The organism is Nonomuraea sp. NPDC001636, from assembly GCF_040298265.1.
Classification (GTDB): Bacteria; Actinomycetota; Actinomycetes; order Streptosporangiales; family Streptosporangiaceae; genus Nonomuraea.
Genome location: NZ_JBEOZT010000004.1, coordinates 286,371 through 312,470 on the forward strand (window position 1 = coordinate 286,371; position 26,100 = coordinate 312,470).

General features: G+C 73.0%; 22 protein-coding genes and 1 riboswitch. Of the genes, 9 read left to right on the forward strand and 13 right to left on the reverse strand.

The features are described 5' to 3' along the window. Positions 1 to 9: 9 nt before the first annotated feature. Complete coding sequence (locus tag ABT158_RS11040) at positions 10 to 717, reverse strand: FadR/GntR family transcriptional regulator (RefSeq protein WP_352352588.1); 708 nt, start codon at positions 715 to 717, stop codon at positions 10 to 12. Positions 718 to 783: 66 nt separating this feature from the next. On the opposite strand from ABT158_RS11040, the gene ABT158_RS11045 reads away from it, so the two are divergent. Continuing rightward, positions 784 to 1,668, forward strand: coding sequence for a fumarylacetoacetate hydrolase family protein (locus tag ABT158_RS11045; RefSeq protein WP_352352589.1), 885 nt, complete (start codon positions 784 to 786; stop codon positions 1,666 to 1,668). Positions 1,669 to 1,687: 19 nt separating this feature from the next. Then, complete coding sequence (locus ABT158_RS11050) at positions 1,688 to 2,518, forward strand: AraC family transcriptional regulator (RefSeq protein ID WP_352352590.1); 831 nt, start codon at positions 1,688 to 1,690, stop codon at positions 2,516 to 2,518. Here the strand turns inward: ABT158_RS11050 and ABT158_RS11055 are convergent. Both ABT158_RS11055 and ABT158_RS11060 read right to left on the reverse strand, forming a co-directional pair. Next, entirely contained in the window at positions 2,511 to 3,425 is a 915-nt protein-coding gene (locus ABT158_RS11055) for an NAD(P)-dependent oxidoreductase (protein WP_352352591.1), read from the reverse strand. The genes ABT158_RS11050 and ABT158_RS11055 overlap by 8 nt on opposite strands. Positions 3,426 to 3,514: 89 nt before the next feature. Continuing rightward, positions 3,515 to 4,240 carry an MgtC/SapB family protein gene (locus ABT158_RS11060; protein ID WP_352352592.1) on the reverse strand — a complete coding sequence of 242 codons (726 nt, stop codon included), beginning with the start codon at positions 4,238 to 4,240 and terminating at the stop codon, positions 3,515 to 3,517. A gap of 126 nt (positions 4,241 to 4,366) precedes the next feature. Between ABT158_RS11060 and ABT158_RS11065 the strand changes: the two genes are divergently transcribed. Continuing rightward, positions 4,367 to 5,188: an SDR family oxidoreductase gene (locus ABT158_RS11065; RefSeq protein ID WP_352352593.1), complete on the forward strand. Its 822-nt coding sequence runs from the start codon at positions 4,367 to 4,369 to the stop codon at positions 5,186 to 5,188. Positions 5,189 to 5,303: 115 nt separating this feature from the next. After that, positions 5,304 to 5,888: a mycothiol transferase gene (locus ABT158_RS11070; RefSeq protein WP_352352594.1), complete on the forward strand. Its 585-nt coding sequence runs from the start codon at positions 5,304 to 5,306 to the stop codon at positions 5,886 to 5,888. Positions 5,889 to 5,921: 33 nt separating this feature from the next. Here the strand turns inward: ABT158_RS11070 and ABT158_RS11075 are convergent, their stop codons facing one another. After that, the gene (locus ABT158_RS11075; protein WP_352352595.1) at positions 5,922 to 6,833 is read right to left on the reverse strand and encodes an alpha/beta hydrolase family protein; all 912 of its coding nucleotides are present in this window, start codon (positions 6,831 to 6,833) and stop codon (positions 5,922 to 5,924) included. A gap of 114 nt (positions 6,834 to 6,947) precedes the next feature. Further along, complete coding sequence (locus ABT158_RS11080) at positions 6,948 to 9,782, reverse strand: helix-turn-helix transcriptional regulator (RefSeq protein WP_352352596.1); 2,835 nt, start codon at positions 9,780 to 9,782, stop codon at positions 6,948 to 6,950. A gap of 227 nt (positions 9,783 to 10,009) precedes the next feature. On the opposite strand from ABT158_RS11080, the gene ABT158_RS11085 reads away from it, so the two are divergent. Further along, complete coding sequence (locus tag ABT158_RS11085) at positions 10,010 to 11,452, forward strand: acyl-CoA synthetase (protein ID WP_352352597.1); 1,443 nt, start codon at positions 10,010 to 10,012, stop codon at positions 11,450 to 11,452. 19 nt (positions 11,453 to 11,471) lie between these two features. Here the strand turns inward: ABT158_RS11085 and ABT158_RS11090 are convergent, their stop codons facing one another. From ABT158_RS11090 to ABT158_RS11100, 3 genes are all read right to left on the reverse strand, one after another. Further along, positions 11,472 to 12,479 (reverse strand): endonuclease/exonuclease/phosphatase family protein, encoded by a 1,008-nt coding sequence (locus ABT158_RS11090; protein WP_352352598.1) that lies wholly within the window; start codon positions 12,477 to 12,479, stop codon positions 11,472 to 11,474. A 148-nt stretch (positions 12,480 to 12,627) separates the two neighbouring features. Further along, complete coding sequence (locus ABT158_RS11095) at positions 12,628 to 13,230, reverse strand: SRPBCC family protein (RefSeq protein ID WP_352352599.1); 603 nt, start codon at positions 13,228 to 13,230, stop codon at positions 12,628 to 12,630. Between the two features lie 92 nt (positions 13,231 to 13,322). Further along, positions 13,323 to 14,219: a hypothetical protein gene (locus tag ABT158_RS11100; protein WP_352352600.1), complete on the reverse strand. Its 897-nt coding sequence runs from the start codon at positions 14,217 to 14,219 to the stop codon at positions 13,323 to 13,325. A gap of 158 nt (positions 14,220 to 14,377) precedes the next feature. Here ABT158_RS11100 and ABT158_RS11105 point away from each other — a divergent pair, with 158 nt between their 5' ends. Then, positions 14,378 to 16,156, forward strand: coding sequence for an AbeC-like domain-containing protein (locus tag ABT158_RS11105; protein ID WP_352352601.1), 1,779 nt, complete (start codon positions 14,378 to 14,380; stop codon positions 16,154 to 16,156). Then, the gene (locus ABT158_RS11110; protein ID WP_352352602.1) at positions 16,153 to 16,515 is read left to right on the forward strand and encodes a hypothetical protein; all 363 of its coding nucleotides are present in this window, start codon (positions 16,153 to 16,155) and stop codon (positions 16,513 to 16,515) included. The genes ABT158_RS11105 and ABT158_RS11110 overlap by 4 nt, the downstream gene beginning before the upstream one ends. A gap of 33 nt (positions 16,516 to 16,548) precedes the next feature. Here ABT158_RS11110 and ABT158_RS11115 read toward each other — a convergent pair whose 3' ends face one another. The 5 genes from ABT158_RS11115 to ABT158_RS11135 form a co-directional block, all read right to left on the reverse strand. Next, a complete protein-coding gene (locus tag ABT158_RS11115) occupies positions 16,549 to 17,187 on the reverse strand; it encodes a GOLPH3/VPS74 family protein (protein ID WP_352352603.1) in 639 nt (212 codons plus the stop codon). After that, a complete protein-coding gene (locus ABT158_RS11120) occupies positions 17,184 to 18,581 on the reverse strand; it encodes an APC family permease (protein WP_352352604.1) in 1,398 nt (465 codons plus the stop codon). The genes ABT158_RS11115 and ABT158_RS11120 overlap by 4 nt, the downstream gene beginning before the upstream one ends. 220 nt (positions 18,582 to 18,801) lie before the next feature. Beyond that, a complete protein-coding gene (locus ABT158_RS11125; RefSeq protein ID WP_352352605.1) occupies positions 18,802 to 21,096 on the reverse strand; it encodes a chitinase C-terminal domain-containing protein in 2,295 nt (764 codons plus the stop codon). A gap of 119 nt (positions 21,097 to 21,215) precedes the next feature. After that, positions 21,216 to 22,259: a PP2C family protein-serine/threonine phosphatase gene (locus ABT158_RS11130; protein WP_352352606.1), complete on the reverse strand. Its 1,044-nt coding sequence runs from the start codon at positions 22,257 to 22,259 to the stop codon at positions 21,216 to 21,218. Between the two features lie 161 nt (positions 22,260 to 22,420). Further along, positions 22,421 to 24,379 (reverse strand): glycosyl hydrolase family 18 protein, encoded by a 1,959-nt coding sequence (locus tag ABT158_RS11135; protein ID WP_352352607.1) that lies wholly within the window; start codon positions 24,377 to 24,379, stop codon positions 22,421 to 22,423. 242 nt (positions 24,380 to 24,621) lie between these two features. Between ABT158_RS11135 and ABT158_RS11140 the strand changes: the two genes are divergently transcribed. Continuing rightward, positions 24,622 to 24,969 carry a luciferase domain-containing protein gene (locus ABT158_RS11140; RefSeq protein WP_352352608.1) on the forward strand — a complete coding sequence of 116 codons (348 nt, stop codon included), beginning with the start codon at positions 24,622 to 24,624 and terminating at the stop codon, positions 24,967 to 24,969. Positions 24,970 to 25,229: 260 nt separating this feature from the next. Beyond that, positions 25,230 to 25,366, forward strand: a riboswitch (cyclic di-AMP (ydaO/yuaA leader). A 14-nt stretch (positions 25,367 to 25,380) separates the two neighbouring features. Then, positions 25,381 to 26,097 (forward strand): CHAP domain-containing protein, encoded by a 717-nt coding sequence (locus ABT158_RS11145; protein WP_352352609.1) that lies wholly within the window; start codon positions 25,381 to 25,383, stop codon positions 26,095 to 26,097. Positions 26,098 to 26,100: the final 3 nt, after the last annotated feature.

Here is a 26,100-nt window from a genome sequence, read left to right on the forward strand (position 1 = left end):
CGGTCGGTCTCAGACGGTGGTGTTGTGCCGGGCGACGGCGGCCCGTACGGCGCTCTCGTCGCCGGCCGCGATCGCCTCGACCAGGTCGGCGTGGATCTGGTGACGCAGCTCGCGGTAGCCGGCGCCGGCCGCGTCGCCGGGACGCGGGGACGCGGCGCCCAGATGGCCGAGCGTGCCGATGTAGACGGCGCGGGCCATGGCGTTCGGGCTGATGGCGGCGATGCGCTCGTGCAGGGCCCAGTTGGCGCGCATGAAGGCGTCCCAGCCGGGCGCGGCGCGCAGCCGCCGCAGCAGGCGGCGCAGGTCGGCGACGTCCCGGCGGGTGCGGTGGCGGGCGGCGCCGACGTCGATCAGCTCCTCCAGGTGGTCGCGCAGCTCGACGGCGTCGGCGACGGTGCCCGGCTCCTCGGTGACGCCGAGCAGGGTGTGCCGCAGCCGCACCACCGGGCCGGGGTCGGCGACGAACAGCCCGCCGCCGCGGCCCGGCCGGATCTCCAGCACGCCCCGGTCGCGCAGCAGCCGGACGGCCTCGCTGACCGTGGCGTAACCGAGGCCCGTCTCCGCGCGCAGCGACTCCAGCGTGCCGACCGGCTCCCCGGGACCCAGCCCGCGCGACCTGATCCGCTCGTCGAGCGCGGCGGCCAGCCGCTCGGCCCGCGTGCCCGCGCCCGGCCCGAGCGCGGCGGCCGGTTGTCCGGGCGAGGAGGAGTAGGGCATAGTCCGGATCCAACCATAAAACCTGCGAACCTTTGGCAGGTTTTCGCCGCCGTGAGGAGATGAGCGATGAGGATCGTCGGGATCCGCCGGAACGCCGGCGGGGGCGTCGAGGCCGGCGCGTTGTCGGCCGACGGGGCCGAGGTCACCGTGCTCGCCCCGCTGGAGCGGTTCTGGGCCGGCGCGGCCGGCTTCCTGGCCCGCGAGCCGGCCGGCGAACGGCTCCCGGTCCCGTCGGTCACCCTGGTGCCGCCGGTGCTGCCGGACGCGCGGGTGATCTGCGTCGGGCTGAACTACCTCAGGCACGTCGCCGAGGGCTCCTACGCGGGGGAGGGCGTGCCGCCGCACCCGACGCTGTTCGCCCGCTGGACGCGGTCGCTGACCGTGGGCGGCGTCCCGGTGCCGGTGCCCTCGGGCGAGGACGGCCTGGACTGGGAGGGCGAGGTGGTCGCGTACGTCGGCGCGCCGCTGGTGGACGCGGACCCGGAGGAGGCACTGGCCGCGGTCGCCGGCTACTCGGTCTTCAACGACCTCACCGCGCGCAGGGCGCAGAAGCTCACCAGCCAGTGGATCCTCGGCAAGAACGCCGACCGGTCCGGCCCGCTCGGCCCGCTGGTGCCCGCCTCCGAGGTCGGTGACCTGCGCGACGGGCTGCGGGTGCGGACGCGGGTGAACGGCGAGGTCGTCCAGGACGGGCGTACCGACGAGATGGTCTACGGCGTCGGCGACACGCTCGCCCTGATCTCGCGCACGTTCACGCTGCGGCCCGGCGACCTGCTGGCCACCGGCACGCCCGCCGGGGTCGGCTACGCGCGCACCCCGCCGTGGCTGCTGCGGCCCGGCGACGTCGTCGAGGTCGAGGCCGAACGCCTGGGCAGCGTGCGCAACCCGATCGTCGGCAACGACGCGCGGGCACTGACGGGCGCCCGGGGGGTGACCGCGCCGGAGGGGTGAAGCGCGCGACACTGGGGTGGTGGAGACACGACCTGTCCGCGGCGGGGCGGGGCGGCCGGGGCACCGGTTGCGCTTCGGCCCGGCCGCCGAGGGCATCGAGCGGCTGGCGGCCTCGCTCGTCGGCGAGGCGTTCGCGCCCCACCGCCACGACACGTACGCCATCGGCGTCACGCTCGCCGGCGTGCAGACCTTCCGCTACCGCGGCGAGCTGCGGCGATGCCTGCCGGGGGAGTGGCACGTCCTGCACCCCGACGAGCTGCACGACGGGGCCGCGGGCACCGACGCGGGCTTCGGCTACCGGATCTTCTACGTCGACCCGTACCTGGTCCAGGAGGCGCTGGGCGGTCGGCCGCTGCCGTTCGTCGCCGACCCGGTCGTGCGGCCGGAGGGGATGTCGCCGGCGCTGCTCGCCTGGCTGCGGCACCTCGACGAGCCCCTGGAGGAGCTGGCCAGGCTGGAGGTCGCGCTGCTGGTCGCGGCGGCCCTGGAGCGTCACGCCGACGTCCCCGTCCGGCGGCGGCGCGACCCCCTCGCGGTCGAGGCGCTGGCACGGGTGCGCGAGCTCATCGCCGCCGACCCCGCGACCCGGCACCCGGTGGCCGAGTTCGAACGCGTCTCGGGGCTCGACCGCTGGACGATCGCCCGCCAGTTCCGCGCCGCCTTCGGCACCAGCCCGACCCGGTACCGGACGATGCGGCAGCTGGACGTGGCCCGGCGGGCGATGCGCGGCGGCCTGCCGCTGAGGGAGGCCGCGCTGCGGGCGGGCTTCGCCGACCAGAGCCACCTGACCCGCATGTTCAAGCGCGCCTACGGGCTCACCCCCGGCGAATGGACCACGGCCCTCACCTGACGCCCGGCGCGTCCACCCCTGTGCTCACCTGACGCCCATCGGTCCTGGCCTCGATCGCGCGGATCACGGCCACCATGTCGAGCGTGCCGTGCCCGAGCGCCAGGGTCTCGGCGAACAGCGCGTGGCAGACGTCGATCAGCGGCGAGGCCACGCCCGACGCCCGCGCCGCCCCGGCGATGAGCCGGTTGTTCTTCAGCACGTCGGCGATGGCCGCCTGGGCGGCGAAGTCGCCGTCCAGCAGCTTGCGGACCTTACCCCGCGACACGTCGCTGGCCATCGGGCCCGAGTCGAGCACCTGGGCGAACCTGTCCAGGTCCAGGCCGTGCCGGGCGGCGAAGTGCGCGGCCTCGGCCAGGCCGCTGACCATGGTGATCAGGAAGATGTTCACCGCCAGCTTCATCAGCAGCCCGCCGGGCACCGGGCCGCACGCGATCGTCCCGGCGCACATCGGCGCGAGCAGGGGGACCACCTCCGCGACCGCCGCGGGCTCGCCGGCCAGCATCGCCACCAGCCGCCCGGCCTCGGCCGGGCCGCGCGAGCCCGACACGGGCGCCTCGACGTAGTCGCCGCCCGCCGCCCGCACCGCCGCGCCCAGGTCCGCCGACCACGCCGGGGACGTCGTGCCCATGTGCACCACGATCCGCCCGGCCACCATGGAGGCGAACCGCGGCGTGCCGCGCCCGAGCACCGCGTCCACGGCGGCCTCGTCGGCCAGCATGAGCAGCACGACCCTGGCCCGCGCGAACACCTCGTCCGGGCTCGCCGCCACGTGCGCGCCGGCCGCCCGCAGCGGCTCGCACCCGGTCGCCGTACGGTTCCAGACCACGACCGGCGTGCCCGCCCGCACCAGGTTGAGCGCCATGGGCCGGCCCATGATCCCCAGTCCGATGAATCCTGTTCCGGCCATCCGCCCTCCCGCTCCGCGTGTCCCGCCGTCACCGTTGTAGCGGCGGGAGCCGGCTCCGGTCTTGAACGGTTGTGCGGCCCGCGCCGGCGTCAGGGCGTGGTGACGTCGAGGTCGACGCTGGAGACGCCGACCACGCCGTCGATCTCCAGCAGCTCGGTGATCAGCACCTCGACCGGCCCCGAGCCCTGGACGACGAGCCAGATCGAGATCGACTCCTGGTCCTTGCGCGGCTGGTCGCGTTCGAGGGTGAGCTCGGCGATGACGAAGCCCCTGTCGCTGCACAGCGCCAGCACCCGGCGGAGCGCGCCGTGGCGGTCGAGGTAGGTCAGGTGCAGGCGGGACTGGGCGTACTTCGAGCGGGGCAGCCGGGCGCTGAGCGGGGTGAAGCCGAACAGGACCAGGAAGTGGCCGGCGGTGACGGCGACCGCCAGCAGCCACAGTCCGGCTCCGGCGGCCATGCCGACCGCGCAGGTCAGCCAGACCACCGCGGCGGTGGTGAGCCCGCGCACCGCGTCCCGGCGGACGAAGATCAGGCCGCCGCCGATGAACCCGATGCCCGACACGATCTGCGCGGCCACCCGGGACGGGTCGAGCGTGACGTGCTCGCCCAGGACGTCGGCGAAGCCGTACTTGGACACCAGCATGATCAGGGCCGAGGCGAAGCCGACCAGCGTGTGGGTGCGCAGGCCGGCGCTCTTCTGGCGGATCTCGCGTTCGAGGCCGATGGCGGCCGACAGCAGCAGGGCCAGGCCAAGTTCTCCCAGCTGGGTCCATCCTTGCCCGGCCAGTGCCGTCGCGGCGAACGCTGTCCCCATTCGCCCAGATATCCCCCGCGTGCCGGGGTTTCACACCTCCCCAGAAAAAAGTTAGTTGTCTGACTTAGTTTCTGTGCTACGGTTCTTATCAGTCAGACGACTGACTAATTACTGAGGAGAACCACCATGTTCGTTGTCACGGGTGCCACCGGGAACGTCGGCCGCACGCTGGTCGGTCTGCTGGCCGAGGAGGGCCTGCCGGTCACCGCCGTCGCCCGCCGCGTCACGGAGGCCGACGTGCCGCCGGGCGTCCGGGCCGTCGCCGCCGACCTGGGCGACGTCGCGAGCCTGCGTCCGGCCCTGGCGGGTGCGGACGCGCTGTTCCTGCTGGTGGCGGGGGAGGACCCGGAGGGCGTGATCGCGGCGGCCCGGGAGGCGGGCGTGCGCAGGATCGTCCTGCTGTCCAGCCAGGGCGCCGGGACCCGGCCGGGGGCGTACCCGCACGCCGTCCGGTTCGAGGAGGCCGTCCGCGGGTCGGGGCTGGCCTGGACGGTCCTGCGGTCGGGCGGCATGGCCTCCAACGCCTACGCCTGGGCCGGGCCCGTACGCCTGAGCCGCACCGCCGAGGCTCCCTTCGGCGACGTCGGCCTGCCCTTCGTCGACCCCGCCGACGTCGCCGCCGTGGCGGCCGCCGTCCTGCGCGAGGACGGGCACGACGGGGCGACGTACGTGCTGACCGGCCCCGAGGCCACCACCCCGCGGGACCGGGCGGCGGCGATCGCGGCGGCGCTGGGGGAGCCGGTGCGCTTCGCCGAGCAGACCCGCGAGGCCGCCCACGCCCAGATGGCGCAGGTCATGCCGCTGCCCGTGGTGGAGGGCACGCTGGCCATCCTGGGCGAGCCCACCCCCGACGAGCGGAGCGTCAGCCCGGACGTCGAGCGCGTCCTCGGCCGCCCCGCCCGCCCGTTCGCCGCCTGGGCCGAGCGCAACGCCGCCGCCTTCCGCTGACCACCGGCGGCGAGTGCGACGCCGCCGCCTTCCGCCGACCGTCGGCGGCGAGTGCGGCAGCGTGGCGGGACGGCGGGCGCCGGTCTTGTCGGTGGCGGGCTCTACGGTGGGCCGCATGACCGACAGCGACACCCCCTGGGAGCCGCCCATCGCGGGCAGCGAGGCCGAACACCTGCTCGGGGCGCTCGACCGCCTCCGCGCGACCTTCCGCTGGAAGGCCGACGGCCTCGACGCCGAGGGGCTGCGGGCCCGCGTCGGCGCCTCCGCGCTCACCCTCGGCGGCCTGCTCAAACACCTGGCCCTGGTCGAAGACCACCTGTCCACCGTCAGGCTGACCGGCGCCCCGCTCGGCGAGCCGTGGGAGTCGGCCGACCGGGACGGCCCCGACTGGCCGTTCACCTCCGCCGTGCACGACAGCCCCGCCGACCTCTACGCCCTGTGGGACGACGCGGTCGAGCGCTCACGCGCCCGGATCGGCGCGGCGCTGGCCGACGGCGGCCCGGCGCGGCTCGTCCACCTGTCCTGGCCCGACGGCCGCCACGCCAGCCTGCGCCGCCTGCTGTGCGACCTCATCGAGGAGTACGGCCGCCACACCGGCCACGCCGACCTCCTGCGCGAGGCCGTCGACGGCCTGGTGGGCGAGGACCCGTCGGCCGGCTGGCAGCCTGAGAACCACCGGGAACGCCGAAGGAGCCAGTGACGGCGGGCGTCACCGGCTCCGGGGCCGCGCCCGTCAGGTGATCGGGCAGGTGTCGCGGTACTCCTCGATCGCGGTCCCGCGCGGGGCGGGGCACAGGAACTGGTCGTAGCGGGTGTCGTCGTCGACGAACCGCTTCAGCCAGGCCACCATCGACTTGGCCATCGTGGTGTTGGTGACCTGCGGGAAGAAGTGCGAGGCGCCGTTCAGCTCCAGGTACGCCTTCTCCACCGGCGACGGGATCGACTGGTAGAACGGCTCGGAGTGGGTCGCCACCGGCGCGACCGTGTCGGCCTCACCCCCGATGATCATCGTCGGCACCCGGAGGCCCGGCCAGCTCTTGGTGAGGTTCCACGGCGCGAGCGGCACCGCCGCCTGCAACGACGGGCGCGCGTCGGCGGCCTCCAGCGTGCCGCCGCCGCCCATGGAGTGACCGGCCACCGCGAGCCGGGACGCGTCGATCCTGCTGCGCACGGCCGTCGGGCTGCCCGAGGTCAGGTAGTCCAGCGCGGCCAGGAGCTGACGGCCGCGGCTGGCCGGCTGGTCGTAGATCGTGGTGGTCTCGATGCCGATCACCACGAACCCGTGCGAGGCGATCCGCGGCCCCAGCCAGGCGAGGCTGGACCAGGTCGCCGTGTAGCCGGGCGAGATGGCGATCGCGCCGAAGGTGCCCTGGCTGGTGTCGGTCGGGTAGTAGACCGTCCCGCCGCCGAAGCCGGAGACGCTCAGCCGCGAGACGCTGAGCTCCGCGGTCGCGAACGGGCCGCGCGCGGCTTCCAGGATCGCGGAGGTCGGGTCGGGGCCGCGCTCGTACGGGCCGGCCGCGTGGGCGGCCGGCGCCGCCGCGACGCCGCCGGCGAGCAGCGTGACGGCCAGGGCGAGCTTGGTGAACGTTCGCGCGCCGAAGTGGGGGGTGGAGAGCTGCACGTCGTCGAACTCCCTGCTCATCGGGGAATGACTGCTGTCTGTCGCCATTGTCGGGACACGCAGTCAGCCGTGCATCGGTGAAATCACCGGTCTCGTGCCACGCGCCGCCCGCGTGGAACTGCTCGGCGGCGTCGCTCAGGACATGAACCTGACCAGCTCCACCCGTGAGCGGATGCCGAGCTTGCTGAAGATGTTCCTGAGATGGTGCTCGACCGTGCGCCTGCTGAGGAAGAGCTGCTCGGCGACCTCCTTGTTGGTGGCGCCCGCGGCCACCATGCGGGCGATCTGCGCCTGCTGCGCGGTGAGCTGCGACACCGTCGCGTCCGCGGCCGGCCGGACCGGCTCGCCGGAGGCCCGCAGCTCGGCCCTGGCCTGCTCGGTCCACAGCCGGGCGCCGTGCCGTTCGAACGTCTCCAGCGCCGTGTGCAGGTGGTTCCTGGCCGCGCCGGGCCGCCGGTCGCGCCGCAGCGCGCTGCCCAGCAGCAGGTGCGTACGGGCCGCCTCGAACGCGCAGACGCCCTGGCCGTGCAGGCGCAGGGCGTCCAGGAACAGCTCCTCGGCCTCGCCGGGACGCACCGACAGCAGCGCCCGGCAGCGCGAGACCAGCGCCCGCAGGCCGGGGCTGCGCGTGCTGCCGACCCAGCGTTCGAGCACCCGCAGGGCGGCCGCGGCCCGCTCGCGGTCGCCGGTGCGGGCGGCCGCCTCGATGTAGTGCGGGGTGGACATGACCTTGATGACGACGTGGCGGTTGCGCCGCTCGGCCCGCAGCCGGCCGGCGGCGTCGGCGACGCGGCCCGCCGCCAGGTCGAGGCAGGCCAGCGCCCAGTTGCCGACCGCGCCGGCCAGGCCCAGCTCGTGGGCGTCGGCCAGCTCGATGGCGGCGTCCGCCCGGATCCGGCACGTCTCCTGGTCGCCCTCCACGGCGGCGCTGATCGCCAGCCAGGCCAGGTGCTGGGCGGCGGTGTTGTGCTGGCCGGTCTCGCGGGCCAGCCGCAGGCCCTTCGCGGCGGTGGTGGCGACGGAGGCGTACCGGCCCGTCCAGACGTCGGGGTAGATCGTGAACTCCAGGAGCTGCGGCACCGCCGACGCGGCCCCGCGCAGCCGGGCCTCCTCCACGGCCCGCGCCGACAGCCGGTGGGCCACCGCGTCCTCGCCCAGCAGCATGCCCGCCACGCACGCCCACGTGAGCACGGCCGGGTCGCGTACCGAGCCGGCCAGCTCCAGCACCCGCCGCAACGGCCCGGCCGCCTCCTGGTGCAGGCCGCTGAAGGTGTGGGCCATGCCCGCCAGGTACTCGAACATGAGCTGCGCCGGCGCCGGCTCGTCCGGACGCCGCAGCGCCGCCGCCTGCCGGGCGATCGCGATGAACGCCCGGTTGTCGCCCGCCCGGTAGCTGGCGTCCGCCGCGCGGACCAGCGCGCGCACGCCGAGCACGCGGTGGCTGTCCAGCAGCCGGCGGGCCGCGGCCAGCAGCTCCTCGCGGGCGCTGCCGGTCTCGCCGCCCAGCAGCTCCAGGCTGCCGCGCAGGAGCTGGACGTGGCCGCGCAGCTCCTCGGGCGCGCCGGGCGACCGCAGCCGGGCCAGCAGGGCACGCGCGGCCCTGGGACGTCCGGACACCCAGGCGTGCCTGGCGGCGGCGGCCAGCCGTTCGGCCTTGACCTCGGGACGAGCGGTCAGCTCGGCGGCGCGCTCCAACGCCAGGTAGGGCTCGGGGAACCCGGCACGGCGCTCCGAGGCGGGGCACGGCTCGGACCTTCCGGCGGCCCACCGCACGGCCAGCGCCGCCCGCGCCAGCTCGTCCCCGGCCTCCTCCCCGCCACCGCCCGCCCAGGCCCGATGCCACGCCCCCCGCAACCTCTCCCAGCCGCCTGCGTGGCCCCCGTCCGGGGTGAGCAGGTCGGCGAGGAGGCGGTGGGCGCGGCGGCGCTCGGCCAGGGACGCCGCGTGGTAGGCGACCGCCCGCATCGCGGGTTCCCGGAAGGCGAACGCGTCCCCGTCGGCCCGCAGGACGCCCGCCCGTTCGGCCGCTTCGAGCACGGACAACGCGCACGCCGGGTGCGCCGCCCTGGCCAGGGTCGCCACGTCCAGGGCAGGATCGGCGGCGATCAGCAGCGACAGCCAGCGCGTACGCGCGGGCAGCCGGGCCAGCACGCCCGTGTGCTCCCGCCACAACCGCCCACCAGGAGGCAGGACGGCGGGCGGCGCCGCGAGCCCGGCCCGCTGGTCGGGGGTGAGCGCGCCGATCAGCTCGCGCAGCGCCAGCGGGTTCCCGCGGGCGATCCGGTCGAGCGCGGCCGACAGGTCCTCGGCGAGCCCGCCGGGCGCCAGGTCCGCGGCCAGCTCCCGCACCGCCGGCCCGTCGAGCCCGCGCAGCTCCCGCGCGGGCACGCCCGCAAGCCGCCACGTCGCGCCGCCGTCGAACCCCTCCGGCTCCCGCTCGCCGTACGAGGTGGGGGCCGGGGGGCCGGTGGTGAAGAGCAGGGCGATCGGTTCGGCGGACAGGCGGCGGGCCACGAACGACAGCGCGTCCAGGCTCGCGGCGTCCAGCCAGTCGGCGTCGTCCACGCAGGCCAGTACGGGACGCTCGGCGGCGACCGCCGACAGCAGCCCGAGCACGGCGGCGGGCAGCACGAGCCCCGCCCCGCAGGTCCCGGACTCCAGGGCCGCGGCCAGCGCGCCGGCCTGGGCGGGCGGCAGCGCCGCGACGGCCCCGGCCACCGGTCTCAGCAGGCCGTGCAGCCCGGCGTACGGCACCCGCGACTCCGGCTCCACCCCCGACACCCGCAGCACCCGGAACCCGGAGGCCCGCGCGGCGGCCAGGTCGAGCAGCGCCGTCTTGCCCATGCCCGCCGCGCCGGTCAGCAGCAGCGCCCCTCCGGAGCCGGCCCGGGCGTCGTCGAGCAGCCGCAACAGGACGTTCTCCTCCGCGTCGCGGCCGCGTAACACGGGAACGCGCGTGACTGGGGACACGCCGTCCAGTGTCACGCGCGGGTGCCGCCGCCGAAAGAGCCCGCCACCCACGGAAACCGCCGACGCCCCCTCTCGTGCGGCCCGGCCGCACAAGATGGGGGACGGACGGGAGAAAGTGTGGCATTCCGGTGACAGCAAGCGCTTGGTGACCTACCTTGAGTCCTGACCGTCAAGGAGTGCCGATGCGCAATCAGGGGCTTGGGTCATGGCCGGCACGCAGGGCGCGGATGACGCCCGCCCGGCCCGCCGTCGGTTACCAGGGGATCGACCGCACCTACGGCGACCTGTACGACCGGGTCACCCGCCTGGCCCACGGGCTGACCGGCCTGGACGTGGGCCGCGGCGACCGGATCGCCTATCTCGGGCCCAACCACCCGTCCCTGGTGGAGACGTTCTTCGCCGCCGGACTGCTGGGCGCGGCGTTCGTCCCGCTCAACGCCCGGCTGGCCGCGCCCGAGCTGCGCTTCCTCCTGGACGACTCCGGCGCCCGCGTCGTCGTCCTCGGCGCGGGCCAGGACGGCGACGGCCTGCCCGGCCGGCACCTGGGCCAGGACGCCTTCGAGGAGCTGATCGCCGGCGCGCCCGCCGACCCCGTGGACGAGCCGGTGAGCCAGGACGACCTCTGCCTGATCATGTACACCTCGGGCACCACCGGCCGCCCCAAGGGCGCGATGCTCACCCACGGCAACCTCATCTGGAACGCCGTGAACCTGCTGGTCGACGTGCCCCTCGCGCACGACGAGGTGACGCTGGTCAGCGCGCCGCTCTACCACATCGCGGCCCTGGCGCAGACGCTCGTGCCGACTGTGCTGAAGGGCGGCAGGGCGCTGCTGGAGCCGTCGTTCGGGGTGGACAGGACGTTCGACCTGGTCGAGTCCGAGCGGGTCACGATGATGTTCGGCGTGCCGACGATGTTCGCGGCCCTCGCGCGGTCGCCGCGCTGGGCGGAGGCCGACCTGTCCAGCCTGCGGCACCTGCTGTGCGGGGGAGCGCCGGTGCCCGAGCCGCTGGTCAGGACGTACCGGGAGCGCGGGCTGCCGTTCCTGCAGGGGTACGGCATGACGGAGACCTCCCCGGGCGCGCTCTTCCTCGGGGCGGGGCACCCGGACGCCGGGCCCGGTTCGGCCGGGGTGCCGTGCTTCTTCACCGACGTGCGGCTGGTCGCCCCCGACGGCTCGCCCGCCGCCCCCGGCGAGCCCGGCGAGGTGTACGTCCAGGGCCCCAACGTCATGCCCGGCTACTGGCGGCGGCCGAAGGAGACGGCCAAGGTGTTGTCCGCCGACGGCTGGTTCAGGTCGGGCGACATCGGCGTGGCCGACCAGGACGGGTACGTCCACATCCGCGACCGGATCAGCGACATGTACATCTCCGGCGGTGAGAACGTCTACCCGGCCGAGATCGAGAACCTGCTGCTCGCCCATCCGGCGGTGGCCGAGTGCGCGGTGATCGGCGTACCGGACGAGAAGTGGGGGGAGACCGGCAAGGCGCTGGTCGTGCTGCGGCCGGGCGCGAGCGCGGAGCCCGGGGAACTGCTCGCCCACCTGGACGGCCGCCTGGCCCGCTTCAAGATCCCGAGGTATCTGGAGCTCGTCCCCGGCCTGCCGCGGAACGGCGCCGGCAAGCTGCTCAAGGCGTCCCTCAGGACGCTGCACGGGCAGCAGGCGCGGTGACCGGGCAGGCAGCGGCGGGTCAGCCGATGGCGGGCACGCGCAGGTCGGCGAAGACGCCGCGGTGGTCGGTGCCGGGCACGTCGAGGATCTCCGTACTGGCCACGTTCACCCGGCGGTCGGCCAGCACGTGGTCGATCGTGATGATCGGCGGTATCGCCCTGTTGTTGGGCCAGGTCGGGACGAGCCCCTTGCCCACCTGGTCGGCCGCGTCGACGTAACCCCTGGCCAGCAGGTCGCGGAAGGCGCGATGGTCGAGGCTGGCGTTGAAGTCGCCGGCCAGGATCCTGATCACCGACGGCGACGGGGACGGCAGCGCCTTGAGCGAGGCGTCCCACTCGGCCGCCATCCGGCCGAGCGGCGGGTCGGGGTGCACCGCCACGACCTCGACCTTGCCGCCCGAGGGCAGGGACAGCGTGGCGGCCGGCATGTTGTGGCCGATCGGGGTGAACAGCCCCCGCAGCGGCCGAAGCGGGTGCCTGGCGAACAGGCCGCTGCCGATCGCGCCGTCCGCAGCCTGGAGCACCCGGTAGGGGAGCAGCTTGCGCAGCCCCGCCTGGTCGAGCCGCCGGACCGCGTCGGGGGTCAGCTCCAGCGCGCTGAACACGTCGATCTCGTACAGGCGCACCAGGCGGACCACGGTCTCGGCGTCGGCCCATCCGAACAGGTTGAGCGACAACACCCGCAGCGGGACGCCCTCGATCACTTTGCCCGGCTCCACCCCGGACGTCCGCGGGATCAGGCACGCGACGAACACCATGCCCACGACGGCCGCGCTCAGCCCCGCCGGGCGGTTGCGCCTGAGGACCGCCAGCAGCGCGGTCAGCGCGGCCAGCCCCGCGCCGATCGGCGTCACCGTCATGAGCTGGATGAGGAAGGAGCCGGTCTCCAGGCCGCCGACCCGCAGCGCCGCCCAGGCCGCCAGCAGCGCGACCACCGTCCAGGCGAACCAGCGCCTGCGCCGCCGGGGTGAGGGACGCTTGCCGGCGGATGCGCGTTCGGCCGTCGCGCTCGCTCCCCGTTGATCCACAGCATGAACCCTAAGGCAGCGGCGGAGAACCCGAACCAGGGCCGCTCAGCCCGCCCCGACCCGGCTCCCGGCCCGGCTGCTTGGCTCACTGGCCCGGCTGCTTGGCTCAATCACCCGGTTACTCGCTCACCGGCCCGGCTCAGCGGGCTCACCTCGCCGACTCGGCTCCGGTCTTGACGGCGAGGAGCTGCCTGCGCATCGCGACGAAGTCGCCGACGTCCGTCATCGCGACGTGGGCGGCGCCGCGCACGGTCGGCTCGCCGCGCATCCGGAGCCGGTAGATCAGCCGGGTGCCGCCGCCGGTGTCGCGGAGCACGATGGAGCAGGTCGTGGTGGCGTCGGCGCCGCGGTCGGCCAGCACGAGGCTGTGCGGCGGCTCGATCCGCTCGACGACGAAGGCGCCGCCGTCCATGACGTCGCCGGGCTTGAGGTCGTGCGGGGGCTGCGCGGGCTCGCCGGCGGCGTCCGCCCGCGCGCCGGGTCCGGTGCCGGGACGGGCGCCGGGACGGGTGCCGGGCCCCGGGTAGCCGCCGAGCCGGACCACCCAGGCCCACACGACCGGCGGCGGCGCGTCCACGGTGACGGCACGGGTGGCCTGGAGCTGGGGGAGCGGCACGATCTCGTCACCCGGCAGGTCCTCGTGCACCTCTCTGTCGGTCGCGCCCCAGCGCAGGTGCCAGGGGCGCACGGCGAGCAGGTACCCGGCCGCCGCACCCGCGGCCAGCCGGAACACACGGCGTGGCAGGAACATCGCAGCACTCCTTCGTGTCACTGACGAGACCTGTCGCCGGCCTCTCGTCGATCGGCATTTCGGTGCTTACGCTGAATTATGGGCCAATATGGCTAGATCTGGTCGGCTTTCCATATTGTCAGGCCATATGTCTCCGCAATCGGCCGCCACGCCTGCGCGAATTGCGCCTTGGCCGTCTGCGCGGCCTCCGATCTGCTGAGACCTCGCCGGTAATCGCGGTCGTCCGAGACCGGGCCGGTGCAGCCGCCCGCCAGATGGCGCCGGGCCCAGGAGAGGAACGCGGTGTCGGCGTCGTAGGAGGCGTCGAGCGCGGTGACGAGCGTCTGCTTCAGCGCCGCGCCCTCGGGCAGGGCCGTCACCTCCAGCGTCCGGGCGGCGGCGAGCTGGTCGCGGCGGCCGGCGGTGATGTCCTCGATCGTGGTCACGCCGGACCGGCGGCAACCGGTCGCGTCCGCGATCGCCGCCGACAGGCTGGTACGGGCGGAACTGCTGCTGGACAGCAGCTCGTCCACCCGCCCGGCCTGCCCGGCCGCATCCGCCGTGGGGTCCGTGCTCGGTGTCGGGCCGGTGCTCGCGGCCGGGTCGTCCGTGGGGGTGGCGTCCCCGGTCGCCGGGTCTTCCGCCGTCTCGTGCGAGGTCTGGGGCTGGACGGCCGACGGCGCGCCGCCCGAGCTCCCGCCCGCCTCCGCCGGAGAGGACGGGCGGCTCCCGGCCACCCACCAGACCAGCGCCGTCGTCGCGCACGCCGCCGCCACGCTGACCAGCACCACCGGCCGCCGCCACCCCGGCGGACGCAACCGCGAGGGCGGCGGCGGATGCTCGTCCCCCGGCGGCCCCTGCGCAGGACCGGGGGCGGCGGGTGAGGGGCCGGAGGAGGTGGGGGGTGAGGGGTCGGGGAGGAGGGCGCCGCAGCGGGGGCACTGGGTGAGGGCGCCGGTGTCGCTGCCGCATCGCCCGCACCGCCGTCCGGCGCCTGAATGGTGGACCAATACACCCTCCGGTAATGCTGCGTAAAGAGAAGAATTTCGATTTATCGGGCTTTTGTCCTGAGCTTCGCTTCCGGTGAACGAGACTATTTGATAACAACGAGCCCCCCAAAGCACTCGACCCTCATAAGCTCGGCCGGGTTCACCGACGAAGGAGGGTCATGGCCGTCGACAGCTCCGGCGCCACCGGCTCCACGCGGGACACCACGGCCCACCCCGGCGTGCCTCGCATGAGCAACGTCACCCGCTACCTCAGCGCCGCCGCCTACCTCGACAGCGGGTTCCGCGACCGGGTGCTGGGCGAGCTGATGTTCGACCCCTACCGCGCGGTCCCCCCGTCCTACGGCGGCTTCGACCTCATCCCGGTGATCCACCACTGCCGGCGCTCGCGCTCGATGCTCGTCGTCCGCGACGCGCTCATCACCGTGTTCTTCCTGGCCGGGTTCGTGATCTCGCCGCTGACCACGATCGCGTGGGTGGCGACGCTCGTCCCGCTGGTGCTGCTCACGTCGGGGCGGGTCCGGCGCGGCTCGCTCGTGCTGCGCGCCATGCTCTGGTTCTGGGCCGCGAACATGGCCCTGCTCCTGCTGGCCGCGGTGTTCTCCACCGCGCTGTCCGTGCTCCTGCTGCAGAGCCTGTCCAGCTCCTCCTTCTACGACGACGGCCCCTCCTACGGCGTCGCCGACGTCCTGGGCCAGGGGCTCGGCACGCTGGCGCTGGCGATGGCCGTGCCCTTCACCACGCTCGGGGTGGCGCTGGTCTACCGGATCGCGACGTACATGACGCTGGCGGGCACGCTGCGGCCGGGCGCGCCCGAGCCGGTCACCGGCGCGACCGGCCCCCGCACCGCCCATCGCGTGGACTACGTGCGCAGCGCCCAGTGGGGCAACATCACCATGTACGCCAACGAAGACGCCTTCATGGGCGCCGGGTCCATCGCCAGGAGCTGGTCGATCGCCGTCGAGCTCGACCGGGTGCGCGGCCGCGAGGGCCCGCCGCGCCGCCAGGACGACCCGGTCGACATCGACCCCGTCGAGCTGCACGCCTTCGTCCGCGAGCGGCTGAAGGACATGCGCGACCGGGTGCTGCGTCCCAACGAGGGCATCCAGCGGCTCGACATCGGCGACCACGTCGTCACCAGGGGGATCTTCACCGTGGCCGACTGGCACGAGGGCGGCGCCCCGGCGTCCCATCCGCTGATCGGCAAGAACGGCCTGCCCAGGTCCCACGCCACGCCCGAGGAGATCGAGGCCGTCGTCCGCCATCCGCAGGGCGGCGTGCGCTACTACCAGCGCGTCACGATCAACAACGCCGGGCAGGAGATCCGCGACCGCAACGGCCGGCTCGTCGCGCCCGCCGAGGACCAGGAGGCGCTCACCTCCGCGTTCATCTACCTGGCCGTCGAGGGCCGGATGCTCTACACCCAGTTCGTGGTCACCGTGCTCCCGCCCGCCCACGGCCCCTACCACGTGGTCGACCGGCTGCCCACGATGACCGGCGGCCGCATCGCCTGGGAGGCGGTCAGGTCGCTGAAGCTGCGGCTGCTGCGCGACGTGCTGGCCGCGCCCGCCCGGCTGGCCCGTACGGGGGTGCAGGCCGTCCGGCAGAACATGCTGGCGCCCGACCCGCGCAAGCACATCGTCTACCCCTACGGCGCCCGCTTCAGCGTCCGGGAGCTGGGCGCCGGCGACGACCTGCAGACCCACATCCAGGTGCTCGACGTCTCCAAGTACGTGCGGATGATCGAGCAGCGGCTCACCGAGGCGGTCCTCGACTTCCTGGAGGACAAGAACGTGGAGACCGGCGCCTACCGGTTGCAGGCGGCGAGCGTGACCATGAACACGCTGTCGGTCAGCGGCGGCGCCACGGTCAGCGGCCCGGTCGCCTTCGGGCACCAGGCCGCGGCGACGGTCAACAACCTGGGAGGGCAGGGCGCGTGACGAACGAGGAGACCCCCACGCCGGGCTCGTACGGCGTGCACATCAGCGGCGGCGAGGTGAGCGGCCCGATCGCGGTGGGCCCGCACTCCCGCGCCACGGTCAACAACCTGGGCGGCGCGGCCCCCGGCGAGGCGGCCCGGCTGCTCGACCGGCTGGAACGCCTGCTCGCCGAGCACGAGGCGGAGGTGACCGAGCCCGCGCGGGCCCGCCGGGACGTCGCCGACGTGCGGCAGGAGATCGAGCAGGCCGACCCCGACCGCTCCCGCGTCCTCGACGCGCTCAAGCGGCTGTCGGCGCGCGCGGCCGAGGTGTCGGTGATCGTGGAGGTCGTCGGCCAGATCCGCGAGCTGTTCGGCTGACTCCGGCGGCCTCGCCCGGCAGGCGGCCCGCGGTCAGCGGAAGACCGCGACCGCGGCCTCGCCGAGCATGTCGTCGATCAGCTGCACGACCTCCCTGACGACGGGGGAGTGCTCGCCCGCGATCTCCCGCAGGCGTTCGACGAGCCGGGCCGAGGGCTGGTCGAGGTAGAGCTCGGCCTCCAGCCGCAGCGCCCCCACCAGCCCGCACAGCGCCGCGCCGCGCCCGTCGGGCTGCTTCCAGCCCTCCACGGCCGAGCGCACCCCGGCCGAGGCGCGCACCACCGAGGCGATGTCGGCGAGCTGGTACCGCGTGTACGGCAACATGCCCATGCGCCGCCTGGTCACCATGACCAGCACGCCCGCGGTGACCAGGCTCTGCCGGGTGCGGTCGTAGGCGTCCTCGGCCAGCTTCTTGATCCAGAACCTGGCCTCGCCCTCGGCCCGGTCGCGGGCCATCAGCGGGACCAGGGAGTCCACGACCGCGTCGCCGACCGGGGTGGGATCGACGACGGTGATCCGGCCCTGCCCGACCGTGACGCGCCCGCTCAGCGCCAGGTCGAGCAGCACCGCCCCGGCCAGCCCGAGCGCCATCGAGTGCTGGTGCACCAGGGGCTTGCCGGACTGGTCGTGGCCGATGAGGAACAGCTCGTGGTGGAGCGGCGGCCGCGTCACGGCGACCGGATCCCGGTCAGGCCGGCCTTTTCGTCGCCGTCCAGCACCGGGCGGCGGCCGCGGGCGTACAGGATGCCGAGGACGACGACGCCGACGGCGAGCCAGATCAGGCCCACCCGCTGGGCCAGGATGTTGGCGTTGACGATCACGAAGATCAGGATCGCCATGCCGATCAGCGGCGCCACCAGGTGCGACCAGAAGTCGGACGAGCGCTGCCGCACCCGGTAGTGGACGATCACCGACACGTGCAGCACGACGAACGCGATCAGGCCGCCCATGTTGACCAGGCTGCTCAGCAGGCCGACGCCCTCCTTGAGCTGCGAGGCCCACACGCCGATGCCGACGGACAGGGCCGAGACGAGCAGGATGGCGTTGGCCGGGACCGAGTGCTTGACCGACACCTTGGCGAGGAAGGCCGGCAGTTGCCGGTCGCGGGCCATGGCGTACAGCAGGCGGGAGACGGCGACCTGGGCGACCAGCGTGTCGGCGAAGCCCCAGGAGATGGCGGTGGCCGTCGAGGTGACGTGCCGCAGCCACTCGCCGCCCGCCGAGGCGGCGGCGTCGTAGAAGGCGGTCTCGGAGCCGGTGTTCAGCAGGCCCGCCGGGTCGGGCACCACCAGCGCGGCCACCCAGACCTGGGCGACGAACAGCAGCCCGGCCAGGATCAGCGCCAGCCGCATGGCCCTGGCCACCTGGGCCGAGCCGCCCGCGGACTCCTCGACGAGCATGCTGATGCCGTCGAAGCCGAGGAAGGACAGCACCGCGACGGAGACCGCGGCGAAGATCACCGGCCAGGAGAAGGTGTCGGGGTTGAACAGCGGTGAGAGGCTGAACCCGTGGCCCCGGCCCTGGAGCAGGGCCCAGATCCCGATCAGCACGAACAGGCCGAGCACGACCAGCTCACAGGTGATCAGCACCTTGGTGAGGGTGATCGTCATCCGGATGCCGCGCAGGTTGACCACCGTGTTGACGGCCACGAAGACGAGCAGCCACCCCCAGACCGGCACCCCCGGCACGCTGGCGTTCATGGCGATCGAGGCGACCAGGTAGAGCAGGCTCGGCACGAGCAGGTAGTCGAGCAGGATCGCCCACCCGGTCATGAAGCCGACCGACGGGGCGATGCCGCGGCCCGCGTAGTTGTAGACCGACCCCGACAGCGGGAAGGCCTTGACCATCTGCGCATAGGAGGCCGCGGTGAACAACATCGCGACCATGCCCACCAGGTACGCCAGGACGGGCATGCCGCCCGAGGCCTTGTAGACCGGGCCGAAGATCGCGAACGGCGCGATCGGCACCATGAAGATCAGGCCGTAGAACACGAGGTCGGTCAGTCCGACCCCGCGGCGTAATTCCTGCCGGTAGCCGAACTGCTCGATGCTCTCCTGAGGTTGCACGACAGCCTCTCCATGTCGTCCATGCGGGGGGTGACGGGCCTCGGTATACGCATGGGGTCACGGATACCGGTGGGGCTCGATCTGGCGATCCTTCCGTAGCCCACGGTCACGTCGCAAGAGGCTGCTCCAGGTGGTTGCGTACCTGACCGCGCCCCAGGGCCCGCGCCGGCGGAGGCGGGCGGGACGGACGCCGTCCCGCCCGCCGGCCGGCGGCGCCGCCTCAGCAGGCGCCGAGGTCCTTCCAGACGCCCCACTCGCCGGTGGTGCCGGGCTCCTGGCCCTGCGTCCACCACTTGGCCTCCCACGTGTGGGCCTTGTGCGAGACGCGCTGGCCGCCGTTGTAGACGGCCGTCGCGCTCCAGGCGGGCGCGGTGCAGGCGCCGCCGGTCGGGGTGACGGTCGGGGTCGGGCTCGGGCTGGGCGCGACGCCGCCCCGAGCCAGGTCCTGGACCAGCCCGTACGTCCTGCCGCCGAAGGTCAGCGTGTAGTTCGCCTGGCCGGGGACGGGCAGGTAGTACACGTAGTCGAGGGTCACCGACGCGCCGGGGGCGAGCGTCTGCCAGGTGGGCAGCTTCACCGACACCCGGTGGAAGTCGCCCTTGAGCCCGCCGACGTTGTTGCCGGTGTGCTCACTGCTGATCACCCGCAGGCCGAAGCCCGACTGGTCCTTGGCGTTGTTCGGGGCGGAGGTCGCGTAGTCCCACTGGAACTCCGCGCCGCCCGGGATGGTGGTCTGCGTCTTGTTGGTGATGACGAGCTTGGGGTTGATCGGGTAGTTGCTGTCGCCGGCGGGGAATCCGGTGGCCTCGATCGTGACGTCCACCTTCTCGGCGGGGACGGCCACCTTGGCCTTGGCCGCGCCGTACGGGGCGGCGGTCCTGAGCTTGTCGTAGAGCAGGCCGGTCAGGGTCTGGCCCATGGAGTACTCGCCCTTGGCCGCGTCCCAGGCGTAGTCGCCGGCCAGCTCCCAGATCATCACGCCGCCGATGCCCTGGTTCCTGACGTAGTCGGCCTTGGCGCCGAGCGACTGGTCGTCCTCGGTGGACAGGAACACCTTCTTGGTGGCGTTCCACAACCAGGGGGCGGTCAGGGTGGCGTTGTAGTTACGGGTGTAGGTGCCGGTCAGCCGGTCCTCGGGGTCGCCCGCCGGGTCCAGGCCGTAGGCGGGGCCGTAGGAGCCGGCGATGCCCTTGGCCAGGTTCATGGCGTGCCACATGGGGTTGGAGCCGGCGCCGACCTCCTTGCCGTTCTCCTCGTCGTGCCACAGGTTGTCGATGCCGCGGGCGCCGTCGCCGCAGGTGGTCAGGCCCTGCGGGCAGCTGCCGCTCGGGCCGTTGGAGGTGCCCCACAGGCCGTTCGCGCCGCCGTTGACGTTCTTCCAGCCGCGCGTGTAGTACGGCACGCCGATGTTGATCCGGCCGGCCGGCATCGCGCCGCGGAAGTAGTGGTAGGCCCAGTCGGTGTTGAGGTAGCCGAGCCCGCCGTACTGGGCGGCGGTGTAGACGCCCCACTTGGCCAGCTCGGCGTCCTTGCCGTCGTCGTACAGGGCGGCGTTGGGGCCGACGAACTCGTTCCAGGCGCCGTGCAGGTCGTAGGACATGATGTTGACGTAGTCCAGGTACTGGGTGACCTGGAAGGTCTCCATGCCGCGCAGCAGGTAGCCGGAGGCGGGGGCGGCGACGGTCAGCATGTAGTACCTGCCGTCGGCGGCGGCCGCGGCGTCCAGCTTCTGGCGCAGCGTCCTCATCAGGGCCGCGTAGCCCTTCATCAGGCTCGGCCTGCGGGCGTTGGCGATGGTCCAGTCGAGCGGGTTCCCGGCGTCCTTCATCGAGGTCGGGTACTCGTAGTCGATGTCGACGCCGTTGAACCCGTACGCGCGCACGAACGCGACGACCGAGTCGGCGAACGTGCCGATGCCGGCCTGGTTGACCGAGCCGTCGGCGTTGGTGGTCATCGAGTAGAAGCCGCCGGAGGGCACGCGGGCGCCGCTCGCGTCGAAGTAGCCGCCGGTCTCGGCCCAGCCGCCGACCGACACCAGCGTCTTGGTGCCGGGGTACTGCTTCTTGTACTTGTTCAGCAGGTTGAAGTGGCCTTTGTAGGCGTAGGCCGGGTCCATCTCGGCGCCGGCGACGCCGGGCCATTCGGTCGCGGTCGCGTCGGCGTCCACGGCGATCTTGTTGCTGCCGTCGACGTGGGCGAAGGCGTAGTTGATGTGGGTGACCTTGCCCCACGGGATGTTGCCGGCCAGGTAGGCGGGCTGGCCGTTCTTGCCGGTGCGCCAGCTGGTGAAGTAGCCGATGATGCGGCGGGGGTGGTCGGCCCCCATCTTCTCCCGGCCGTCCTCGTCGTAGGCCAGGCAGTAGGGGACGTCCACGCCGGGGGTCTGGTAGAGGCCGTCCGGGCGGCAGGCGGCGTTGTCGGCCGCGGCGGTGGCCGTACCGGCCAGGGCTCCCGCGATGAGGACCAGTGAGGTGCCGCACGCGGCCAGGGCCGCGCGTAGGCGTGTGGGCTTCAAGGCCACCTCCGATGGGGCATGACTGGGGGGTTGATCGGAAGGTAAGCCTGGTGACCAGGGCCGTCAATGCTTTCTGTTAGGAAACTTTCTTAATAGTTGCCGTCCGGTCGCGCGGGCGGTCACGACCCGGCCCGGCGCAGGATGAGCACCGCGATGTCGTCGCGCGGCGCGCCGTGCGTGAAGGTGTTCAGGTCGGCGGCCAGGGCCTCGACGGTCCTGGCCGGCGGGTCGCGGGCCCAGGAGCGCAGCCGCTGCTCCAGCGGGTAGAAGGAGCCGTCGCGGTCGCGGGCCTCGGTCACGCCGTCGGTGCACAGCAGCAGCGAGGCCCCGCGCGGGAAGGCGAAGCGCGCGCCGTGGCGCGGCTCGCCCGCCAGCCCGGCCAGGCCGAGCGGCACCTCCGGCTCGCCGAGCCAGAGCTGCCCGGCGTTCCCGCCGTGGATCAGGTACGGCGCGATGTGCCCGCAGTTGACCGCGTCCACCTCCAGCTCCGGGCCGATGTCCAGCAGCAGCGCGGTGACGAACCGCTCGGGCTCGCCGGTGTGCGCGGCGAACCTGTTGTGCCTGATCACGGCGTCCTCCAGGGCGTCGGCCACGCCCATGAGGGAGATCTCGCGGTAGGCCGCCTCCCGGAAGGCGCCCAGCACGGCCAGCGCGGCGCCGATCGCGGGCAGCCCCTTGCCCTGCACGTCGGCGATCATCACCCGGGTCCCGTACGGCGACGGCGCCACCTCGTACATGTCGCCGCCCACCATCGTGTCCTCCTCGATGGGCTGGTAGAGGCCGTCCACGACCACGTCCATCGAGCGCAGCGGCAGCGGCCTGACGAGCTGCCGCTGCAACGCCGCGGCGGCCGAGCGCAACCGGCGGACCTCCTCCTCGCGCTGGATCCGGTAGCTCGCGCCGACCACGCTCATCAGCCCGAACGCCGCGGTGAAGCCGGAGACCTCCAGGTTCGTCCGCAGATTGCCGCCCAAATAGGCGACCGAGGCCGACACCACCGCCAGCACCCACACCGACGCGATCGACGTCTGCAACACCGAGCCCAGACCCGACACGATCGCCGGCAGGAAGATCAGCACCGGCACGAGCTCCGCGCCCCCGCCGGTGAACCTGTCCAGCCCGACCACCAGCACCGTGATCCCGATCAGGCCGACCAGGAACACCGGTGTCGTGAAGAAGGGCCGCCTGTGCCCGCCACCCCAGAGAATCGTCGTTCACCCCCGGTGACCAGCTTCTCCCAAGGCGTCCGTGTTCCGTCCTGCGGCGCGCCGGGCACGGCGAAGGGCCGGCCCCGAAACCCGGGGCCGGCCCCTGAGCTGCGAACTTATCCGAGGCCGTTCTTCATGGCCGTGAGGAGTTCGGCGTTGGTGGTGTCACCGCTGAGCTCCCAGAAGAACGCGCCGCCGAGGCCCTGGTTCTTCGAGTAGCTCATCTTGCCGCCGATGGTGCTCGGCGTGTCGTAGCTCCACCACTGGTTGCCGCAGTAGGCGTAGGCCGTGCCCGCGACCGTGCCGGTGGACGGGCAGCGGGTCTTGATCACCTTGTAGTCCTCGATGCCCTGCTCGTACGTGCCGGGCGCCGGGCCGGTCGCCGTGCCGCCGGGCGCGGCCTGGGTCACGCCGGTCCAGCCGCGGCCGTAGAAGCCGATGCCGAGCAGCAGCTTGGCGGCCGGGACGCCCTTGCTCTTGAGCTTCTGGATGGCGTTGTCGGTGTAGAAGCCGGGGATCGGGATCTTGTCCCAGCTGGTGAGCGGGGAGTGCGGGGCGGTCGGGCCCTGCGCGTCCCAGCCGCCGAAGAAGTCGTACGTCATGACGTTGTACCAGTCGACGTACTGGGCGGCGCCGCCGTAGTCGGCCGCGTCGATCTTGCCGCCGTCGTTGCCGTCGGCGGTGATGGCCGCGGTGACCAGGTTGTTCGCGCCGAAGCGGGAGCGCAGCGCGGACATCACGTTCTTGAACGCCGCCGCGCCGCTGGTGTCACAGGTCAGGCCGCAGGCGTTCGGGTACTCCCAGTCGATGTCGATGCCGTCGAAGACGTCGGCCCAGCGGGGGTCCTCCACCAGCTTGTAGCAGGAGTCGGCGAAGGCCGTCGGGTTCTGGGCCGCCTGGCCGAAGCCGCCGGACCAGGTCCAGCCGCCGAAGGAGAAGAGCACCTTCAGGTTGGGGTACTTCTTCTTCAGCTTGCGCAGCTGGTTGAAGTTGCCGCGCAGCGCGCCGTTGTCCCAGGTGTCGGCGACGCCGTCGACGCTCTCGCCCGCCTGGTAGAAGCGGTCGTAGTCGGCGTAGCTGTCGCCGATCGTGCACTGCCCGTTCTGCACGTTGCCGAACGCGTAGTTGATGTGGGTCAGCTTGGCCGCCGAGCCGCTGGTGTCGATGTTCTTGACGTGGTAGCCGCGCTGGTAGATGCCCCACTGGACGAAGTAGCCCAGCACCTTGTTGCCGCCGCCACCGCCGCCGCCCGTGGTGGTCGCGGTGATCTGGTTGCTGTCGGCCGAGCGGTTGCCCGCCGCGTCACGCGCGCGCACGGTGTAGTTGTAGGAGGTGTTGGCGCTGAGGCCGGTGTCGTTGTACGTGGTGCCCGTGACGGTGGTGACCAGGGTGCCGCCGCGGTAGATCTCGTAGCCGGTCACGGCCACGTTGTCGGTGGAGGCGTTCCAGGCCAGCGAGACGCTGTTGTTGCTGACGCCGGTCGAGCGCAGGCTGCCGGGCACCGTCGGCGGGGTCTTGTCGTCGCCGCCACCGCCGCCGGTGGTCGTCGCGGTGATCTGGTTGCTGTTGGCCGAGCGGTTGCCGGCCGCGTCACGCGCCCGCACGGTGTAGCTGTAGGCGGTGTTCGCGGTGAGGCCGGTGTCGTTGTACGTGGTGCCCGTGACGGTGGTGACCAGGGTGCCGCCGCGGTAGATCTCGTAGCCGGTCACGGCCACGTTGTCGGTGGAGGCGTTCCAGGCCAGGGCCACGCTCGTGTCCGTGACGCTGGTCGAGCGCAGGTTGCCCGGCACGGAGGGCGCGGTCGTGTCGCTGCCGCCGCCACCGGAGACCTTCCACAGCGCCGCCACGTTCGGCGGCTCCCAGCCGGGCTGGGAGGTGTGCGCCTGGAGGCAGACGTAGTCGACGCCGTTGTAGGTGACGACCGTGCCCGCCGTGTAGGCGGTCCACGGGGCCCAGGCCGCCGCGTACGCCACCGTGCTGGTGGAGGCGAGCGCCGGGGCGGCCACGGCCACGGTGAGGGGCAGGGCCAATGCCGCCATTCCCGCCAGGACCTTGCTCAGAATGGTGTGTTTCATGTCGCTCCGACATCCGTTGGGGGGTGTGTGGGGAGTGGGATGGGAGACTTCTGGGGAAACTATTAGGAAAGTTTCCTTTAAGTTGTGAATCGACGGTAGCTTCTGCCTGGGGGAGCGTCAATACGTATCGGTCAGGTGTCCGTAATCGTGCCGGTCAGACCCCGGATGCGCCCGTTCACGAGGGGATAACGGTTCAGGAACGGGGGCTGACGGCGGGGTGAGCCGTGGCTCAGCATTGGAGCGTGGCAGGAATCTCCGCCTGGCGGCGGACGCCCACGCGACGCGGGCCCTACGTGGTCCGCGCGGTCGCGGAGTTACGGTCCTGGCCGTCGCTGAACGTCAGCGGCACCGGTCAGCAGGTCGCCTTCGCCGTACACGGAACCGAGATCCTGCGCCTGGCCGGCCGGGACGAGATCCACGTACGGCTCACCGCCCCCGCCATCGGCCGCCTGGAGCCCTATCTGCGGGCGTGCGACCAGGTCCATGCCTGCCGCGACCGCGCCTGGGTCGCCGTACAGGTCGACGCCGAGCCCGATCTGGAATTGTTGCTGGCGCTCACGAGCGTGGCGATAAAGGCGCACGTGGCGTGAACCGATTCGGTGCGTAGCGTCTCTCCCACGCAGCGTCGAATTCATTGCCGTGATTTGCCCGGGAATTACTCGCCGGGTAGCTTGGTTGTACACAGCCGAACGGGGAGTCGTCCCAGGTAGGGATGGCATTGCCTGGGAATTACCCAAGCGGGACCCGTGTTGTACAGAATCGATGCGGACATCACCGCATCCGGGCGTCGCACATATACCTTCAGGCCCTTTCCCGGGCCCGGGAAGACGATGCGTCAGCCCTTTGCCTGACCAAGAGACCGCTGAATCCGCCTGTGCGCGGAACCGGGGACCCATGTGTCCAATGGGGTGAATCGGCGCCGAGTGCCGTAGGGCAGCTTCCCGCCCGAACCCGTCAGCTAACCCGGCAAGCGGCACGGAAGCACAAGGAGTAACACCCTCATGGCCAAGCACCGTCTTCACCGTGCCTACAAGCTCGACCTCGCCAAGATCGCTCTCGGCACGACCGCCGTCGCCGGCGTGCTCGGCACGCACGCGGCAGTGAACGCCGACACCACCGCCACCGCCCACACCGCCACCCAGACCGCCAAGGTCGCCGGCGTGGCCGCCCAGCCGCGCGTCGCGCAGAACAGCGCCGCCGACGAGAGCGCCAAGGGCAAGGTCAACGTCACCGCCGCCCAGGTGCTGGCCACGGCCCGCGCCCAGGTCGGCACCTCCGAGGACGCCAACGGCGGCGGCACCAAGTTCCAGAAGTGGTACGCCGACTCCCAGCGCGCCGCCGAGACCGCCGCGCGTGACGGCGGCAACCGCGCCATGTACCTGAACGCCCCCTGGTGCTCGATGTTCGTCTCCTGGGTCGGCGAGCAGACCGGCGCCCGCCCGCAGGTCGGCTGGGACGCCTACACCGTGACCCACGCCAAGTGGTTCGCCGCCAACAACCGGTGGGGCACCGAGGCCAAGCCCGGCGCCGTCGTCTTCTTCTCCTGGAGCGGCAGCAAGAGCCTGAGCGACATCCAGCACGTCGGCTTCGTCGTCAAGGACAACGGCGACGGCACGATCTCCACGATCGAGGGCAACACCGGCAACGGCAAGGTCGAGCAGCGTGTCCGGCCGACCTCGCAGGTCGTCGGCTACGGCTACCCGTCCTACGCCGCCTGACCC

Bases quoted from the DNA above. Each gene is read 5' to 3' on its own strand.
- ABT158_RS11070 (WP_352352594.1), top strand. From the start codon at position 5,304: ATGACCGACAGCGACACCCCCTGGGAGCCGCCCATCGCGGGCAGCGAG.
- ABT158_RS11075 (WP_352352595.1), bottom strand. From the start codon at position 6,833: ATGAGCAGGGAGTTCGACGACGTGCAGCTCTCCACCCCCCACTTCGGC.
- ABT158_RS11145 (WP_352352609.1), top strand. From the start codon at position 25,381: ATGGCCAAGCACCGTCTTCACCGTGCCTACAAGCTCGACCTCGCCAAG.
- ABT158_RS11045 (WP_352352589.1), top strand. From the start codon at position 784: ATGAGGATCGTCGGGATCCGCCGGAACGCCGGCGGGGGCGTCGAGGCC.
- ABT158_RS11040 (WP_352352588.1), bottom strand. From the start codon at position 717: ATGCCCTACTCCTCCTCGCCCGGACAACCGGCCGCCGCGCTCGGGCCG.
- ABT158_RS11060 (WP_352352592.1), bottom strand. From the start codon at position 4,240: ATGGGGACAGCGTTCGCCGCGACGGCACTGGCCGGGCAAGGATGGACC.
- ABT158_RS11095 (WP_352352599.1), bottom strand. From the start codon at position 13,230: ATGTTCCTGCCACGCCGTGTGTTCCGGCTGGCCGCGGGTGCGGCGGCC.
- ABT158_RS11085 (WP_352352597.1), top strand. From the start codon at position 10,010: ATGACGCCCGCCCGGCCCGCCGTCGGTTACCAGGGGATCGACCGCACC.
- ABT158_RS11135 (WP_352352607.1), bottom strand. From the start codon at position 24,379: ATGAAACACACCATTCTGAGCAAGGTCCTGGCGGGAATGGCGGCATTG.
- ABT158_RS11065 (WP_352352593.1), top strand. From the start codon at position 4,367: ATGTTCGTTGTCACGGGTGCCACCGGGAACGTCGGCCGCACGCTGGTC.
- ABT158_RS11105 (WP_352352601.1), top strand. From the start codon at position 14,378: ATGGCCGTCGACAGCTCCGGCGCCACCGGCTCCACGCGGGACACCACG.
- ABT158_RS11055 (WP_352352591.1), bottom strand. From the start codon at position 3,425: ATGGCCGGAACAGGATTCATCGGACTGGGGATCATGGGCCGGCCCATG.